Origin of the sequence: Synechococcus sp. H55.7 (assembly GCF_047462395.1) — a bacterium.
GTDB lineage: Bacteria > Cyanobacteriota > Cyanobacteriia > Thermostichales > Thermostichaceae > Thermostichus.
Genome location: NZ_JANSJD010000016.1, coordinates 34,052 through 51,154 on the forward strand (window position 1 = coordinate 34,052; position 17,103 = coordinate 51,154).

General features: G+C 60.8%; 15 protein-coding genes. 4 read left to right on the top strand and 11 right to left on the bottom strand.

Annotated features, from left to right (window positions below):
* Window positions 1-50: 50 nt before the first annotated feature.
* Window positions 51-1,319 carry a dihydrolipoamide acetyltransferase family protein gene (locus NW851_RS09155; protein ID WP_414337962.1) on the top strand — a complete coding sequence of 423 codons (1,269 nt, stop codon included), beginning with the start codon at window positions 51-53 and terminating at the stop codon, window positions 1,317-1,319.
* 30 nt (window positions 1,320-1,349) lie between these two features.
* Here the strand turns inward: NW851_RS09155 and NW851_RS09160 are convergent, their stop codons facing one another.
* Both NW851_RS09160 and lipA read right to left on the bottom strand, forming a co-directional pair.
* Window positions 1,350-2,462 (bottom strand): DUF389 domain-containing protein, encoded by a 1,113-nt coding sequence (locus NW851_RS09160; protein WP_414337964.1) that lies wholly within the window; start codon window positions 2,460-2,462, stop codon window positions 1,350-1,352.
* A 77-nt stretch (window positions 2,463-2,539) separates the two neighbouring features.
* On the bottom strand, window positions 2,540-3,430 hold the full coding sequence (lipA, locus tag NW851_RS09165; protein WP_414337967.1) for a lipoyl synthase: 891 nt from the start codon (window positions 3,428-3,430) through the stop codon (window positions 2,540-2,542).
* Between the two features lie 174 nt (window positions 3,431-3,604).
* Here lipA and tkt point away from each other — a divergent pair, with 174 nt between their 5' ends.
* Window positions 3,605-5,605 carry a transketolase gene (gene tkt / locus NW851_RS09170; protein WP_414337969.1) on the top strand — a complete coding sequence of 667 codons (2,001 nt, stop codon included), beginning with the start codon at window positions 3,605-3,607 and terminating at the stop codon, window positions 5,603-5,605.
* A 289-nt stretch (window positions 5,606-5,894) separates the two neighbouring features.
* On the opposite strand, the gene NW851_RS09175 is transcribed toward tkt, so the two are convergent.
* On the bottom strand, window positions 5,895-6,257 hold the full coding sequence (locus NW851_RS09175; RefSeq protein ID WP_414337972.1) for a hypothetical protein: 363 nt from the start codon (window positions 6,255-6,257) through the stop codon (window positions 5,895-5,897).
* Between NW851_RS09175 and NW851_RS09180 the strand changes: the two genes are divergently transcribed.
* Window positions 6,256-6,681: a hypothetical protein gene (locus tag NW851_RS09180; protein WP_414337975.1), complete on the top strand. Its 426-nt coding sequence runs from the start codon at window positions 6,256-6,258 to the stop codon at window positions 6,679-6,681. The two genes, NW851_RS09175 and NW851_RS09180, sit on opposite strands and share 2 nt — an antisense overlap.
* 258 nt (window positions 6,682-6,939) lie before the next feature.
* Window positions 6,940-7,986, top strand: a complete 1,047-nt coding sequence (locus NW851_RS09185) for a hypothetical protein (RefSeq protein ID WP_414337978.1) — start codon at window positions 6,940-6,942, stop codon at window positions 7,984-7,986.
* 121 nt (window positions 7,987-8,107) lie between these two features.
* Here NW851_RS09185 and NW851_RS09190 read toward each other — a convergent pair whose 3' ends face one another.
* The 8 genes from NW851_RS09190 to psbV all read right to left on the bottom strand — a co-directional run bounded on the left by NW851_RS09190 (window position 8,108) and on the right by psbV (window position 16,874).
* Window positions 8,108-8,374: a hypothetical protein gene (locus NW851_RS09190; RefSeq protein WP_414333116.1), complete on the bottom strand. Its 267-nt coding sequence runs from the start codon at window positions 8,372-8,374 to the stop codon at window positions 8,108-8,110.
* Window positions 8,371-8,676 carry a hypothetical protein gene (locus NW851_RS09195; RefSeq protein ID WP_414337980.1) on the bottom strand — a complete coding sequence of 102 codons (306 nt, stop codon included), beginning with the start codon at window positions 8,674-8,676 and terminating at the stop codon, window positions 8,371-8,373. Before NW851_RS09195 ends, NW851_RS09190 begins: the two co-directional genes overlap by 4 nt.
* A gap of 21 nt (window positions 8,677-8,697) precedes the next feature.
* Window positions 8,698-10,527, bottom strand: coding sequence for a proline--tRNA ligase (locus tag NW851_RS09200; RefSeq protein ID WP_414337982.1), 1,830 nt, complete (start codon window positions 10,525-10,527; stop codon window positions 8,698-8,700).
* Between the two features lie 108 nt (window positions 10,528-10,635).
* The gene (infB, locus tag NW851_RS09205) at window positions 10,636-13,788 is read right to left on the bottom strand and encodes a translation initiation factor IF-2 (RefSeq protein ID WP_414337984.1); all 3,153 of its coding nucleotides are present in this window, start codon (window positions 13,786-13,788) and stop codon (window positions 10,636-10,638) included.
* Between the two features lie 385 nt (window positions 13,789-14,173).
* Window positions 14,174-14,473 carry a YlxR family protein gene (locus tag NW851_RS09210; protein ID WP_414337986.1) on the bottom strand — a complete coding sequence of 100 codons (300 nt, stop codon included), beginning with the start codon at window positions 14,471-14,473 and terminating at the stop codon, window positions 14,174-14,176.
* 61 nt (window positions 14,474-14,534) lie between these two features.
* On the bottom strand, window positions 14,535-15,662 hold the full coding sequence (locus NW851_RS09215; protein WP_414337988.1) for an HD-GYP domain-containing protein: 1,128 nt from the start codon (window positions 15,660-15,662) through the stop codon (window positions 14,535-14,537).
* A gap of 145 nt (window positions 15,663-15,807) precedes the next feature.
* Window positions 15,808-16,332 carry a photosystem II cytochrome PsbV2 gene (gene psbV2 / locus NW851_RS09220; protein WP_414333126.1) on the bottom strand — a complete coding sequence of 175 codons (525 nt, stop codon included), beginning with the start codon at window positions 16,330-16,332 and terminating at the stop codon, window positions 15,808-15,810.
* The gene (gene psbV / locus NW851_RS09225; protein WP_414333127.1) at window positions 16,332-16,874 is read right to left on the bottom strand and encodes a photosystem II cytochrome c-550; all 543 of its coding nucleotides are present in this window, start codon (window positions 16,872-16,874) and stop codon (window positions 16,332-16,334) included. The genes psbV2 and psbV overlap by 1 nt, the downstream gene beginning before the upstream one ends.
* Window positions 16,875-17,103 lie beyond the last annotated feature (229 nt).

Below are 17,103 nucleotides of genomic sequence, written 5' to 3' on the forward strand. Positions count from 1 at the left end.
GATCCCGTCTGCTGGGTTACAATCTTCTCTGCTGTGTTGCCACCCCCGCCATGATCCACGAACTCTCCATGCCGGCCCTCAGCTCCACCATGGAAACGGGCAAGATCGTTGCCTGGCTGAAGAACCCCGGCGACCGGGTGGAGAAAGGGGAAAACATCCTGGTGGTGGAGTCGGACAAAGCAGACATGGATGTGGAGTCCTTCCACAGCGGCATTCTGGCCAGCATCCTCATCCCAGCCGGGGAATCGGCGCCGGTGGGCGCCCCCATCGCCCTCATTGCCGAAACCGAAGCGGAGCTGGCAGAGGCCCAGGAGAGAGCCAAGGCCCTCTCTAAGGGTGCTGCGCCGGCGGCTACCCCTAGCGCGGCCTCTGTCCCCACCGTTCAACGGCCAACCCCTGCGCCTGCGGCAAGCCCCCCCTCCACGCCCCCAAGTGGCTCCGACGGAGCCGGATCCCAGCGCATCCTGGCTTCCCCACGGGCGAAAAAATTGGCAGAAAGCCTGGGGGTTGACCTGCGCACGGTGCGCGGCTCCGGCCCTGGTGGGCGCATCGTAGCCGAAGATGTGGGGCGGGCCGCAGCTCAGCCCGCCTCTGCCCCGGCGGCAGCTCCTTCCTCGGTCACTCCTCCCCCCGTCTCTGTGCCCCTGGGAGAAGTGGTTCCCCTGAGCACCCTGCAGGCGGCGGTGGTGCGCAACATGAACGCCAGCTTGGGCGTGCCGGTGTTCCACGTCGGCTACACCATCACCACTGACAGCCTGGATCAGCTTTACCAACAGGTAAAACCCAAAGGGGTAACGCTGACGGCCCTTTTGGTCAAGGCTGTGGCCGTGACTCTAGAAAAGCACCCCCTCCTCAACGCCAGCTACACCGAAAACGGGATCCATTACAAAGCCGACATCAACATCGCCGTGGCGGTGGCCATGGAAGATGGGGGCCTAATTACCCCTGTGCTCAGGCAGGCCAACCGGATCGATCTCTACGAGATCTCCCGCCGCTGGAAGGATCTGGTGGAGCGGGCGCGGCGCAAGCAACTGCAGCCGGAGGAGTACAACAGCGGCACCTTTACCCTCTCCAACCTGGGCATGTTTGGGGTGGATCGCTTCGACGCCATCCTGCCTCCCAACCAGGGATCCATCTTGGCCATTGGTGCTGCTCGCCCCACCGTGGTGGCCACGCCGGAAAAAGCCATCGCCATCCGCTCCCAGATGCAGGTTAACCTCACCTGCGACCACCGCGTCATCTACGGTGCCCACGCCGCAGCTTTCTTGCAAGATCTGGCCCAGTTGTTAGAACAAAAGGTGGGATCCCTGACGCTGTAACCAGCCCATCCGCCAATTAGTAGGCAAGAGTTATTCCCTTTGATCGGGGGGGAAAGTTGTTTCTGGAGAGTTCACCTCAGGCTCCTCTGGGGCAAGCGTTTCTCGGCGCACCTCCTGGTCTTGTACCACCTGAAAAATCAGGGTGAAAGGGCGACCCACCTCAGCTTCCACAAACTCTTCTAGTAGTGCCACCTGTCTCGGTGTGACGGGCTCGTCCGCTCGCACCGACAGCACCACCTCCGGCGGATCGGCTACCCAGTTAAACTCGCTGCGCAAGAGGGTTACCCGTTGGAATGTAATGGTTCTGTTGAGCAGAGCGGTTCGTAGCGCCAATTCCAGCCGAGATTGATACAGCAGTTGGGTCATACTGGCTGCCAGCGGCACCAGCAACAGCATCACCAGGCCAAACACCCAAGCCAATCCAGAACGGGCCTTGTGCAAAGGGGCGTAGCCCATCACCAAAAAGGTGAGCATACAGGCCAAGGCAATTCCCAACAGGTTGGTGGAATAGAGGAGCGCCGCCCCCAGGCTGATCTCCCAGTCTCCACGGGCCAACCCTAAGCCAATCACACACACCGGCGGCATCAACGCCACAGCAATCGCCACCCCTGCCAAACTGTCGGCGATCTCTTTGCGCACCCTGGCAAAAGCGCCGATTCCCCCTGCCGCTAGCGCCACTCCCAGATCCAATAGGTTGGGTTGAGTGCGGGCCAAAATTTCGCTGCCCCAGTTGGGAAGACCTACCCATCGCCCCAGCAGGAAAGATACTCCCAACCCAATTCCGGTTCCCACGGTCAGAGATAGGATACCTGTCCGAAACAAGACTACATTCCCGTCCAAAGCCCCCATGGCCATGCCGCGAATCGGCAACATCAAAGGAGCCACGATCATCGCCCCAATGATCACAGCCGGGCTATTGGCCAGCAAGCCCAACGTGGCAATGACACAGGAGCCAAGCACCAACATCAAGTAGTTGAGGCTGAGGCGAGACTCCCGCATTAGCTCCAGCACCAACTCGGCATACTCTTCTGCACTGACCAGGGGCAGCCGCCAGCGGAAGGGCTGTAGCCAACCCTGAGGTGAAGGAACCAAGCCATTTTCTGAGCTGCTGCCAGTAAAACGACGGATCCTGTTCATGTCCATGATTGGGTTCCCTTGGCGGTGTCAAGAACAGACCAGCCTTGGGCTTTCAGCAGTCTAGCTTGGCAGAGAATCGGGGCTCACGATCCCCCTTTGGGAAAGCGCCGCATCAGGTCTTGCACGGCTTCAGCATGGTAGGAGCTGCGGGTCAGAGGCGAAGACACCACCTGCAAAAAGCCCAGCTCTTCCCCCACTTGCCGCCAGTGGTCGAACTCTTCGGGGGCGACATAACGCTCCACCGGCAGGTGTTTGGGGCTGGGCGCCAGGTATTGGCCAAGAGTGAGGATGTCGCAGCCCACCCGGCGCAGATCTTGCATCACCTGTAAAATCTCCTCGGCGGTCTCTCCTAAGCCCAGCATCACCCCTGACTTGGTGTAGAGGCCCGGATCCCATTGCCGCGCCAGTTCCAAAAGCCGCAGGGAGCGCTCGTAGTTCCCCTGGGGGCGCACCCGCCGGTAGAGGCGGGGCACGGTTTCCGTGTTGTGGTTGAGCACCGTTGGGCGGGCGGCGAGAATTTGCTCCAAGGCCTGCCAGTTGCCGCACAGATCCGGGATCAAGACCTCGATGGTCGTCTGGGGCCTGCGGCGGCGGATTTCCGTGATGCAAGCAACAAACTGGCTGGCTCCGCCATCCGGCAGGTCGTCCCGATTCACCGAGGTGATGACCGCGTGGCGCAACCCCAAGCGTTCCACCGCTTCTGCCACCCGCAGCGGCTCAGTGGGATCCAAGGGCAAAGGCCGTTTGGTGAAGTCGATATCACAGTAGGGGCAGGCGCGGGTACAGGCCGGGCCCATGATCAAGAAGGTGGCGGTGCCGTTGGCAAAGCATTCCCCTAAGTTGGGACAGGAAGCCTCTTCGCAAACCGTGTTCAGGCCCAAGTCCCGCAGCAGTTGCTGGACAGACCCGGCCCGTTGGGGGGCTTTGGCCCGCAGCCAGGGCGGTTTACCGCTAGGCGAAGAAACAGCGCTCAATGAAAACCCTCCAACCAGAAATGGCGGCAAGCGTATCTCTCAGCTTAGCCTGTCATTTTGCCCGGCCGAGACCGGCCCAGGCCAATTCCCAGCTCGATGGATCCCCACTGGTTCGGAAGCGAGACCCAAAACACGGCATACTGGAAAGCGAATGTCGAGCGATAGGGATCCCACATGGTTGTTGCTGCTCCTCCCTCCCTGGAACAACTTGCCATCAACACGATTCGTTTTTTGGCGGTGGATGCTGTTCAGAAAGCCAACTCCGGCCACCCCGGCCTGCCGATGGGGGCAGCACCCATGGCCTATGTGCTTTGGCAGCAGTTTTTGAAGTTCAATCCCCGCAACCCCAAGTGGGTGGATCGGGATCGCTTTGTCCTCTCGGCGGGCCACGGCTGCATGCTGCAATATGCCCTGCTGCACCTGACGGGCTTTGATGTCAGTCTGGAGGACATCAAGCAGTTTCGCCAGTGGGGATCCAAAACTCCCGGGCACCCGGAAAACTTTGAAACTCCCGGTGTGGAGGTGACCACCGGCCCGCTGGGACAGGGGGTGGGCAATGCGGTAGGGCTGGCGATTGCCGAGGCCCACCTGGCGGCCCGCTTCAACAAGCCCGGCCACACGATTGTGGATCACTACACCTACGTGATCTTGGGTGATGGCTGCAACATGGAGGGGGTGGCCTCGGAAGCGGCCTCGCTGGCCGGCCACCTCAAACTGGGCAAGCTGATCATGCTCTACGACAGCAACCACATCTCCATCGACGGCAGCACGGAAATTGCCTTTACCGAAGATGTGGGCAAGCGCTACGAGGCCTACGGCTGGCACGTGCAAAAAGTGGAGGATGGCAACCACGACCTGAAGGGGATCGCCGAAGCCATCCAAAAAGCCAAGGAGGTCACCGACAAGCCTTCTTTGATCATCGTCGAGACCACCATTGGCTACGGATCCCCCAACAAAGCTGGCAGCGAGAGCGTCCACGGGGCGCCCCTGGGGCCAGAAGAGGTCAAGCTCACCAAACAAAACTTGGGCTGGCCGCTGGAGCCGGAGTTCTACATCCCCGACGAGGTGCTGGCCCACTTCCGCCAGGCCATCGATAAAGGGGCCAAAGCCGAGGCGGAGTGGAACGAGCGCTTTGCCGCCTACGAGAAGGCCTACCCGGAAGAGGCCGCCGAGTTCAAGCGCATCATGGCCGGGGAGCTGCCTGCGGGCTGGAAAGAAGCGTTGGCTCCCATTGCCGAAACTGGCAAAGAATCCACCCGCAACCTCTCCAAGTTTTGTCTCAACGCCCTGGCCAAGGCGGTGCCAGAGCTGCTGGGGGGATCCGCCGATCTGGCCCATTCCAACATGACCTACTTGAAGGGGATCCCGGAGTTTCAGGCCGGCTCCTACCACGGGCGCAACTTCCGCTTCGGGGTACGGGAACATGGCATGGGAGCCATCGCCAATGGCATGGCTCTGCACGGCGGCCTCATTCCCTACGACGCCACCTTCTTGGTTTTCAGCGACTACATGCGGCCGGCCATCCGGCTGTCGGCCCTCTCGCGGGCGCGGGTGTTGCACATCATGACCCACGACTCAGTGGCCCTAGGAGAAGACGGTCCCACCCACCAGCCCATTGAGACGCTGGCCTCTCTGCGGGCCATCCCCAACCTCTACGTCATCCGCCCGGCGGACGCCCGCGAGACGGTGGGAGCCTACCAGGTGGCCCTCGAGGCCATGTCCACCCCGTCGGTGCTGGTGTTTACCCGGCAGGCGGTCAACCCCGTAGAAGGCACCTCCATTGAGGGGGTAGCCAAGGGGGCCTATGTGGTGGTGGATGCTCCCAACCCGGAGCTTATCTTGATTGCCACTGGCTCAGAGCTGGAGCTGGCGGTGAAGGCTGCTGCTCAACTGCGGCAGGAAGGCCGAGCGGTACGGGTGGTTTCCATGCCCTGCATGGAGCTGTTCGAGGCCCAGCCTCAGAGCTACCGCGACTCCGTCTTGCCCCCCAATGTTACCAAGCGCATCTCCGTCGAGGCGGGATCCACCTTTGGCTGGCACAAGTACCTGGGCTTTGAGGGGGTGGCCATCGGCATCGACCGCTTCGGCGCCTCCGCCCCCGGCCCTGTCTGCATGGAGAAGTTCGGCTTTACGGTGGAGAATGTGCTCAATACCGCTCGTCAGCTCCTAGGCTAGGATTTTTGCTCCTCCGGCCTGAGCCCAGCAGGGATCCCTGCTGGGTCTTTTTTGCTGCCCGACGGTGGCACAACTTGACAAGACTTAGCGAAGGCTGACAACTTGTTAGCAGGACTTGCAAAACATTGCGGTTGTTTCAAGCAAGGTTGAGACACTTGCTCCCCCAACCCTTTTCCCCTTGTGGGAGAAGGGAGCGAGAAAGTTGTTTCATAGTTTCATAGCAGGGAAAACGTTGGCTTCCAGCGATAGGCGGATGTTCTTGCGCCAACTTTGGGTCTGACAGCTCGGCCTACTGCAGGAAGCCCGCCAGTAGAATGACCACTCCCCCCACGACGGCCAAAATCGTCAGTACCCGGCCCGCGTTGGCACTGCCCTTCCAGGAGTAGCTTTTCTCTGGTTTTTCTGATTCTTCTGGCATAGCCATGCCTCCCTTTGCAGCGTTAACTTCCTCCCATGGGATCTTAAGCTGGGCGGCGCAGCGATGGCCCTTGTTGGGGCCTACCCTTGAAAAAACAGCGGCCATCTGGCCCGGCCAGCCCTCTTTGGGAACAATACAAGCAGGCGAGGAAGGACATCCCAATTTTGTCCAAGGGGCGTTCTGAGGCAGAAGCATGAGGTACGCGAAACGAAGCAAAAGAATCGGCTTGATCATGGCCGCTTTGTCAGCCTGGGTGGTTGGACACCGTGCTGTCGCTCAGCCTGCCTTTCAGACGGTGCCGCTGCCGCGCCTGCCGGTGGGTGTGGATCAATCGGTTTTCGATCGCCCGGTGGCCCGCTTCAACCCCAACCTGCCTGCCGAGCTGGTGATCCGCAATCGCACCGGCCTGCCTCTGGAATACGGCTTTACCGATCCGCGCCAGAACGTATCGGAACTGGCTGCCGGAGAAACCTTGCGCCTGAGCAACCTGCCCATCCCCAATTGCATGGCCATCAACACGCCGATGTTGTCCCCCGTGGGCTACCGGGTGAGCGTGGATCCCTTGAATGTCATCACCGTAGAAGTGCGCCTGGTCAACGATGTGTCCGGCGACCATTGTCTCGATTTACAAGAGACAGGCGCTATTTTCGTGAATTGATGCCAGCTTGAACGGGCAAAATGTAGCCTCTGGGCTTTCGCGGCTGCTTTCTCATCCTTGCCCTAGGCGTTAGATGGCAGTTAACCTTACTTAAATCTGACACTGGGGTTGGGTCTAGGGGAGAGCCAGCCGGAGGTGTAGGCGTATCGACAGCAATCGACCCCTGTGACAGGATGCAAACAGGAGGTCTAGGTTGACTTTGCTCCGCCTCTGGGCTACTCACCTATAGGCCAGCTTAACCTTATTTTGGATGGTCTCATGAGCGATAACTTGTATTCTTGGTTTCCCCGTGCCTTGCTGATCGGCGCTGCTGTTGTGGGGTTGTCGGGCCTGCCGGCAAGGGCTCAGCAAATTACGGATCCCAACCCGGCTCAAGCGGCCACTAATGTGGAGCCCACCTCGCCGATCTCGGCTTCTTTTCGTAGCCAAGATGGGGTCAGCGTGCGCCCGGAGACGGTGCGGGTTTTTCTGGACGGCAAAGATGTTACTGCTGAGTCGGTGATTACCCGGGATTTCTTCACCTACCGTCCTGCCCAGCCCTTGCCGCCGGGACGGCGGGAAGTCCTGCTGGAGTTCACCAACACCCAGGGGGTGACCCGCCGTGTTACCTGGAGCTTCACCGTGGGTAGCCCCGTCCGCGCCTCTATCGACCTGGTGGATCACAACGCCGGCAATCGCCCCTTGGCCGCGGGCGAGATCCTGCTGGTAACTGTCAAGGGCACTCCCTCCAGCCGAGTTACCGTTTACCTTGTCCAGGACGGACGGCAGGTGCAAACTCTGCCAGCTCAGGAAGTTTCCAGCGGCACCTATGTGGTCAATGCCTTGATTGAGCCGAAGGATACTACCCGTGAGGGGATCGTCATCGCTCGCCTGGAAAACGGCGGCCAGGTGCGCTTTATGACTGCAGAGCAGCCGGCCCGCCTGATCGAGGGGGCTACTGGGGGCGTCCAGCGGCTCACCACCCAAGAGGTTTCCGCGACGATCAGCCCCTCCAGCCTGCTGCCCCAGATCACCAACTTGCGCGATGGGGATCGGGTTGCCGGCTCTTCCTTTACGCTGCAGGGCACCACGGCTCCCAATGCTTCCGTGCGGGTGAATGTAACGGCTTCGACCTCGCTGGGGGGCATCATCAGCGCCCAACAGACGGTGACCAACCAAACCGTGCAAGCCGATGCCCAAGGCCGCTTCACCGTTACGGTGCGGCCGCCCATTCCGGCCTCCGGCACCGTGTATCAGATCAATCTCACGGCCACCTCTGGCAACCAAACCAGCCCGACGGTGACCTTGCGCCTCACCCAGCAGTAGGCTGTCCACTTAGTTGGACTGAGGTTGTCGGCCTGCCGGTCTGGCAGTGGCGGCCAAGCTCCCCTCTCCCAGAGGGAGAGGGGCTGGGGGTGAGGGCTGGGAGAGGGGCTGGGGGTGAGGGTCAATCGGAAGGCGGCTGAGAGACTTTTGGGTTCTCAGAGTTTGCAGTTGGCAGGGCCTCTTGGACGCGGGTTGGGGAAAGAGAAGACCGCTGTTGCCAGCGCCACAGGATCCCGGCCATGACCAAGGTGGGCGAGACGATCATGGCGAGGATCACCGGCAGGGTCTCCGGCAAGGCCAGATAGGGGCCACCGTATTTGATCGCCGCGCTGATAACCGCAGCGGCCACCATCAATTGCAGGGCAAACCAGAGGGTTTTGGGTTTCATGGTTGGCTGGGATCCCCTACCATGGCCGTGAGGATACCGGCAACGCTCTCCAGATCTTCCGGTACTCGGTACAAGGTCAAGTCTTGTCGGATTGTCTGTGGATCCCCAAGGATCTGTCCGAATTGCCAGGTAGATCCGATGGTGACGGCGCCGTAGATCTGCGTTTGCGGCTCCACCTGGGCTAGGGCGATCATCTCCACCGCCATTTGGACAAAAGCCCGCGTCAGATCGTCCTTTTTGGCTTCCACCACCAGCAGGATGTTCTTGCCGCGCAATAGATAATCGAGGCTGCCTTTCAGCATTGGTGACGACAAAAGCCCTACTCAATCTGGCACGGCTAGGGCAGCAGCAATCCGCTCTTTCAGGGTAGCCACCACTTCCTCAATGGGAATTTCTACCGCTTGGCCGGTGGCCCGCTCGGCCAATTCCACCTTGCCCTGCTTAAGACTGCGCCCGGTGGTAAGGCGGTAAGGGATCCCGATGAGATCCGCATCTTTGAACTTGACGCCGGCCCGCTCGTCCCGGTCGTCCCAGAGGGTCTCGATGCCGGCAGCAGCCAGTTCCTGCACCAACTTTTCCGCCACCTGCATCTGCTCCGGGTCGGAGACGTTAGGCACCACCACCACCACGTGATAGGGGGCAATGGCCACCGGCCAGATGATCCCATAGGCATCGTGGGATTGTTCCACCGCCGCCTGGGCCAGGCGCGATACCCCAATGCCGTAGCAGCCCATCCACAGCGGCTGCTCGACGCCCTGCTCGTCGGTAAAGGTGGCCCGCATCGGCAGCGAAAACTTGAGGCCCAACTGGAAGATGTGCCCAATCTCGATGCCACGGGCGGTTTCCAGAATCTGGTCGGGGTTGAGCAGACAGCGATCCCCCGCCTGGGCTTTGCGCACATCCACCACCTCCGGCAGAGGGTACTGCTCGCCCCAGTTGGCCCCCACCACGTGCCGCCCCACCTGGTTGCTGCCGGTTACAAAGTTTTTCAGCAGGGCTGCCGTCTGGTCAACTAGGCGCAAGATCTGAGGGGCAAAGTGTTTCTGCCGGCCCAGGCAGCTATCCGGTAGGTCGGGGGCGATGTAGCCCACCGGGATCGGATCCCCTTGCCAGCTTTTCTGGATCTCCGCGTCCGCCAGGGTGAGGGTGAGCAATTTGTGGGCCTGGTAACGCTCCGCCAGACGGCTGAGGTGGTTGGCCAGTTTTACCTCATTCACCTCTTGATCGCCGCGAATGCTCAGCAGCACCACCACCCGCAGGCCGTTGTCGTAAAGGGCTTGGTAGAGGACGTTTTTGACAATCAGAGTGGGGGAGATCTTCAAGAAATCGGCCAGCTTCTCGATGGTTTCGGTTCCCGGCGTGTCCAGAACCTGGAAGGTGGTGTAGGGGGAGTCTGCTGCCGGTGGCGGAAGGGAGACGGCCTTCTCCACATTGGCGGCATAAGAGCCATCGGGGGTGTAGAGGATCTCGTCTTCGCCGGCAGAGGCCAACACCATAAACTCCTGAGAAGCCGCGGATGGCCCGCCAATGGCTCCGGCGTCGGCATCCACCACGCGAAACTCCAGCCCGCAGCGGCGCAGGATGCGGCTGTAGGCCCGGTACATGTCCTGGTAGGTCTGGCGCAGGCTCTCTTCGTTGGCGTGGAAGGAGTAGGCGTCTTTCATGATGAATTCCCGCCCACGCATCAGGCCAAAGCGGGGCCGGATCTCGTCGCGGAACTTGGTCTGGATTTGATAGAGGGTCTGCGGCAACTGGCGATAGGAGCGGATCAGATCCCGCGCCAGCAGGGTGATCACCTCTTCATGGGTGGGGCCCAGGGCCTGCTCGCGTCCCTGCCGATCTTTAAGGGCAAACATGATCCCTTCGGCTTGGGTGTACACGTCCCAGCGGCCCGATTCCCGCCAGATCTCCGCCGGCTGCAACTGGGGCAGCAGACACTCCTGAGCGCCAATGGCGTTCATCTCTTCCCGGACAATGTCCGAGATCTTCTGCAGCACCCGCCAGAGGAGCGGCAAATAGGTGTAGATCCCCGGGGAGAGCCGCCGGATAAAGCAGCCCCGCAGCAGCAGCTTGTGGCTGGGCAGTTCTGCTTCGGCGGGATCCTCCCGCAGCGTCACAAACAACATCTGGCTCAGTCTCTGGCTCTGTTGCATCCATTTCCTCCCTCTGGCCACTTAAGATTTTCTCCATTGCTTTGGGGGGAAACTCTCCCCAGGGATCCCTTGGGGCTGGGATCCCTGAAACTCTACCACCGGCTGCGACTAGGCAGGAGCCAACGTCCGCCGCTTGGTGACCATCTGGTAGACCTCGATGATGTCGCCTTCCTGCCAAGCGTGGAACTTCTCGATGCCGATCCCGCACTCGAAACCAGCGGCCACCTCCCGCACGTCGTCTTTGAAGCGCTTCAGAGAATCGAGACGGCCCTGGTAGACCACCTCCCCTTTGCGGCGAACCCGCACCAGAGCATTGCGCTGCACCTTGCCGGAGAGCACGTAGCTGCCGGCAACCGCACCGCGGCTGATGGGGATCACCATGCGCACTTCCGCTTGGCCCAAGGGCTCTTCCACCTCCTCCGGCTCCAGCAGGCCCTCCATGGCCGCTCGCAGATCGTCCAGCAGGTTGTAGATGATGTCGTATTCGCGCACATCCACCCCCTTGTCGTCGGCAGCCTGCCGCGCGCCGGGAGCCAGGGTGGTGTTGAAACCCAGGATGATCGCGTCGCTGGCCGCCGCCAAATCCACGTCGGTCTCTGTGATCTCCCCGGGGGCCGCCAGCAGCACCCGCAACTGCACTTCCTCTTGGGGCAAATCCCGCAGCGCTGTCTGGATGGCCTCGGCGGATCCCTGCACATCCGTCTTGATAATGAGGTTCAACTCCTTGAGCTGGCCTTCTTGGGCCTTGGCAGAAATGCTGCCCAAGCTGACGCGACGAGACAGCAGCGCCTGTTGCAAACGGGTTTGCCGCAGCGCCTCCGCCCGCTCTTGGGCAATGCGACGGGCTTCTTTTTCGTCGGTGTAAACCTGAAACTCGTCACCGGCTGCTGGAACCTCATCCATACCCAACAGTTGCACCGCCGAAGATGGCCCGGCCTCTTGCAATCGCTGACCGCGATCGTCCATCATCGCCTTGACCCGGCCCAAGACGGCACCGGCCACCAGGGTATCGCCCACCCGCAGGGTGCCGTTCTGCACCAACAGAGTGGCCACCGGCCCGCGGGCTTTGTCCAGGTGGGCTTCGATCACCGTGCCGCGGGCAGGACGGTCGGGGTTGGCCTGCAGCTCCGCCACATCGGCCACCAACAGGATCATCTCCAGCAGGGCGTCCAGGTTGCGGCGGGTGAGGGCGCTCACCTCTACCATGGGTGTATCCCCACCCCACTCCTCTGGCAACAGCCCGTGTTCCGCCAACTGCTGCTTGATGCGCTCCGGCTGGCTGCCGGGCTTGTCGATCTTGTTGATGGCCACGATGATCGGCACCTGGGCCGCCCGAGCATGGCTGATCGCCTCCAGCGTCTGCGGCTGCACCCCATCGTCGGCAGCCACCACCAAAACGGCAATGTCGGTGACGCGGGCGCCGCGGGCGCGCATGGCGGTAAAAGCCTGGTGGCCGGGAGTATCTAGGAAAACTATGCGCCGCTTCTGGCCTTCAAAGTCCACATCCACGTGGTAGGCGCCGATGCGCTGGGTGATCCCGCCCGCCTCGCCCTGGGCCACCTTGGTGTCGCGGATGGCATCGAGCAGGGTGGTTTTGCCGTGGTCTACGTGGCCCATGATGGTCACCACTGGCGGACGCAAGACCAGATGGTCGATGTCCTCCACGTCCAGCATCTCGGTTTTTTTGACTTCGGATTCTGCCTTTGGCCGGCGAACCTCGTACCCAAACTCTGTGGCTACCGACTCGGCCAGCGACTCGTCCAAAACCTGGTTGATGGTCACCATCACCCCCTTGAAAAAGAGGGTTTTGATGATCTCAGTTTCGGCCACACGCAGGCGGTGGGCCAATTCCTGAACGGTGAGGCTGCCCTCCAAGAGCAACACCTTCTCTGCCGGCAAGGACTCCGTCTCGCCGACACGAACAGCAGTGTTGGCTTCGGCGGAGGTAGATGGCTGCTGCGAGCGGGCAGCGGGACGGGGACGGGTAGTGGGAGCAGCCGTTGCCGCAGGTGGACGATAGGAAGGAGGCTTGGCAGTAGGGCGGGCCAAGGGCTTGAGGGCGTTCAGCTCAGCCTGCTTGACCGCCGAAATGACGGCCATGGGATCCAAATCCAAGCCATCCCCGTCTCCTTCCCCTCGTCTGCGGCTGCGTTTGCGCTTGGCCTGAGTGCGGCTGGCCCGTCGTTCGAGGGCTTGCAGTTCCTCGTCCTCTTCTTCTACCGTCTTGCGCTTGATTTTGGGCGCAGCAGGCCGCACGGGAGCTTCAGCCAACACCGGGGTGGGGCGTTCCTCAGGGATCCTTTCTGGCAAGGGAGTGGCGGCATCCGGGTCGAGGGGGGCTGGCTTGGCCACAGGACGGGTAGGAGGCCCCACCAGTTCTATCCGCCGCTGTGGACGAGGAGCTTCACCGGCTTTGCTGCTGCCGGAGCTCTCTTCCTTCTTGACTGCCGGCGGGCGCGGCTCAGGGCGACTGCTGGGACGAACGGGTGCGCCCACCAGTTGTGGACGCGGGCGCTGTGCAGGCTGATGAGAAGGCGCTTTCTCTTCTCCAGGCCGAGGGGCACGGCTGAGGGATGGGGCTTCCGGGGGGCGAGGGAGCTCAGAAACCTGTTGCGGAGATCCAGGAGGCTCTGCCGGTGGTTCCGTCTCGGTGGCAGCTCGTCGAGGGGGCGTGAGCACAGTTGGGCGCTTGGGCACAGGACTGGGTTCCGAGCTGCTGGCTTTGGCCGTTGTAGCCTCAGGGCGAACGGGAGGAGCTGCCGGTTGAGGCAGGCTATCCGGCTTTTGGGCGGCCTCAGATGAAGGGGCAGGGGAGCTGACTTGTCGCCGCGGCGGGCCGATGAGCTGAGCGCCACCGGCGGAGACTCGCTCAGGTCGAGACAGGGAAGGTTTGGCAGCCGGCGGAGCGGCAGCGGGGTTGGCCTCGCCAACTGGGGCTTGCTGCTGAGCAGGTGCAGGGCGGCGAATGCCGACGATCGCGCTGGCGGTGCCGGGCCCTTTCTGGGGAGGGCGCTCACTGGCTTTGGCTTCAGCAGGAGGCTCCGGCGGCGGGTTGTCCCATTGGGGTTTGGGCCGGGGCTGAGAAGGTTTCACAATGCGGGGGGCGCCCAGCTTGCTGCGCACCAACTCGGCTTGCTCCGGAGAAATGGTGCTGCTGTGGGTTTTGAAAGGGATCCCCAGTTGCTCACAAACCTCCAACACATCCCGACTGTCGCGCCCCATTTCCCGGGCAATGTCATAAAGTCGAACTTTATCGGTCATTCGTCTGCTAGCCTCTGCTCCTTTCTACTTGTCAGTTTTACTATCCAAATAATTAGTGAGTAGGACTGAACCTGTTGGGTGTGTGGGCGCTTCCTCCGGTACATCGACAGCGTCTCGGCGATCCTTCAAGGACGCAGACTGGAGGGAATCTAAGTCCGAAGCTGCTTTGGAAACATCCGCAGAGGACATAAAGCTAAGACAACCGGGGAAGGAACCAACATCAACAGCGCTTTTAGAATAACCTTTCTGCGGCTCATACAGACCGGCCTCGGCTGACCCAGCCAACCCCCATTCTGACAGTTGAGAGGGGCTGCCGTGTAGTTCACAACTGGATGAACCTAAACAAGGTGTCTCAATATCTTACCCTGGCCAATTCTGGAGCTGCCTAGGTTTTGTCTGAAGCACTGGCCTCCGGAGGTGATGTTTCCCAGGGGCCTTGGGCCTCAGAATCGCGCAGCAGTTGCTGCTCCAGCCGCTGAAACACCGAATCGGGCACAGGTGCTTTGAGGGCTCTGCTCATCTGTTGCTTGCGTCGGGCTGCCTGCAAACATTCTAGCCGGCGACAGACATAAGCAGAACGCCCCATACCCTGATCCAAAAGCACTTGGTGGGAGTCAAATTGTCGAACCAGCCGCCACAATTGCGAGCGAGGAAACAACTGGCGACAGCCTACGCAACGACGCAACGGATCGGCACCCAGCAAAAGGCTCTATCCTGCCAACACAACACAAATAACCCTCTCCAGCCTACTTCAGATCCGGCAGGCGCGATTGCAGAAACTCAAAGAAACGCTCCACCAAGTAGGGATCCCGCCATCCCCTTGCCGTCTCTTCCCGCAGGATGCCCATAGCCTCTTGAACGGTGAAGGCTCGCTTGTAGGGTCGCTCCGAGGTAAGGGCGTCGTAGATATCGGCAATCTGGAAGATGCGGGCCACGAGTGGAATCTGTTCTCCCTTGAGGCCGTCGGGATAGCCGCTGCCGTCCCAACGCTCGTGGTGGTGACGGATGAGGGGCAGCACATCCTTCATGGTGCGCAGCGGGCGGCAGATTTCCTCTCCGATCAAGACGTGGGATTTCATCACTTCCCACTCTGCCGGCGTATGTTTGCCCGTTTTACCCAAGATGGCATCGGGTATGCCCACTTTGCCGATGTCGTGCAGGTAGCCTCCCCAGGTCAGCACCTTGATCAGGGGACGGGGTAGCTGGAGAAACTCGCCGAAGCTCTTGGCCAGTTGTGCCAGGCGCTCACAGTGATCCCCAGTGGTGGGATCCCGACTTTCTACGCTGCGGGCAATGGCGAACAAAACCTGGGCAGCATGATCCAAGTCTTCATTGAGGTGCTTTTGGCGAACGAGGGAACGCACCCGCGCCAACAATTCCGACTCGTCAAAGGGCTTGCTCAAGAAATCATCGGCTCCAGCCTCGATGCCGCGCACGCGATTTTTGCGATCGCTGGCCGCTGTGATCAACACCACCGGGATCAGGCGCGTCTCCTCATCAGCTTTGATGCGGCGACAGACCTCGAACCCATCCAACCCCGGCATCATCACATCCAGCAAGATCAGATCCGGCTGGAAGGTTTGCAACATCTGCAGGGCTTGATGGCCACTTTCGGCCTCGCTGACCCGATAGCCAATGCTCTCCAACAGATCCCCCAGCAACAGGCGACTGTAGGGCTGGTCATCCACGATCAGTAGGTGGCCAGCCTCAGCCTGATCCGCAGCAGGTGTAACGGGGATGCCAACCGTTACCGGCATCTTGAGTTCGGTCGATTGGGCAGGGGAAAAGCTGCTCACCATACATCGCAGTTGCAACACCTCTAGGCTAATCCCACTGCCAAAAGCAGAACATCGGTCTTTGTACTGAGCTCTCATCGATCCAAGGCTCTGGGGGCGTCGTACAGGGTCCACCCAGATATCCCGGCAATCCGCTTCTGGGTACAAACGGCCCAGGGCGCGCGTGTCCTCTGGGCATGGTGGTCTGGGGAAAAAGAGCCGGGATCAGCTCAGTTGGCAACCCTCAACCGACATCGATCAACTCATGGGATCCCCAGCCGGGGGCAACCTGAGCCGCTCTGAGAATAAAGGCAGCCAGATTTTTCAGGGCTTCGTCGTCCATCCAGGAAGGGGGCACGGGGCGGCATCCATAGCTGAAATCCGAGCCATCGTAGCTGCGGGGATCCCTCTGATACTCCACCAAAGCTTGAATCGTATCTCGGGGTGGGGTGGCACCGCGCAAGTCCTTCAAGGAGAGGGAAATGTTGGGAGCTGGCAGGGTGGAGCCGCCCACATGGCAGTTCAAGCAGGCGGACTGAAAACGATTTTTGCCATCCGTGAGCTGCTCTGGAGTAAAGGTGAGGGTGCGCCCTGTGGCGTCTAGAGGTAATTCCACCGGGCCGCTCACCCGCAAATACTGGTTCACGTAGGGGTCAATGCGGGCCGCCACCGGGCTGGCCAGCCCCAGCACAGCCAGGATCCCGACCCAGATCCAGAGGCGGGACGGGATCCGACAACCCATAAGCAACTTCCGAACCAGACGCAGCATCAGAGGTAGGCCGACAGGTCGCTGTGGCTTTCGCTTTTGGTGCCGCCCCAGCCGGGGGAGGTTTTGGCTTGCACCAAAATATAGCCGGCAATCAACTTCAGATCCTCATCGGTGAGGTTGCGCAGGCGAGGATACTCGCTCAGAAGCTGAGTGTTGGGATGATACTCAACCAGGGATTCGGCCCCGTCATAGGTGACCGGGTTTTTGATGTAATCCACAATCGCCAGCACATTATCCCGTGGAGGAGTTGCCCCCTCCAGATCCGAAAGCTTCAGGCTCACATCTGGGTTGGGATAGGTCTGGCCCCCCACATGGCACTGGGCACAGGCTTTGTTAAAAAGTTGCTTGCCTCGGGCTAACTGTGCTTCGGTAAAGGTAATGGACTCAGTGGGCGACAGAGCCACCGCAGGAATATCCTTGGCCGCGAACGCTGGAGCCAGTCCCCAGCTCAGCCCAGCCATCAAGGCAGCCAAGAACAGGACAAACAACCGATGACGCCCTGGCAGCAGCACCTTCTGAAAAGAAAAAGCTTTGCTAAACATGGTTCTCCTTAGATCAGCTAGTCAAGAGGAGAGGTCGGCTCCACTCCAGCCACAAACCCGACAACAGGATCAAGAATAGACCATTGAGAGATCATTTGCAGACGAGATCCGGGATCCGCATCGGTTCCGCTTGCCCTGGCTGTTAAGCTTGATCGCGGAGCTAGGGCCTGTTGGAGCTGACTGTGTTGCAGCCTGGTCGAGGGGTGGGGAGCTGAGCGGGTAATATAGA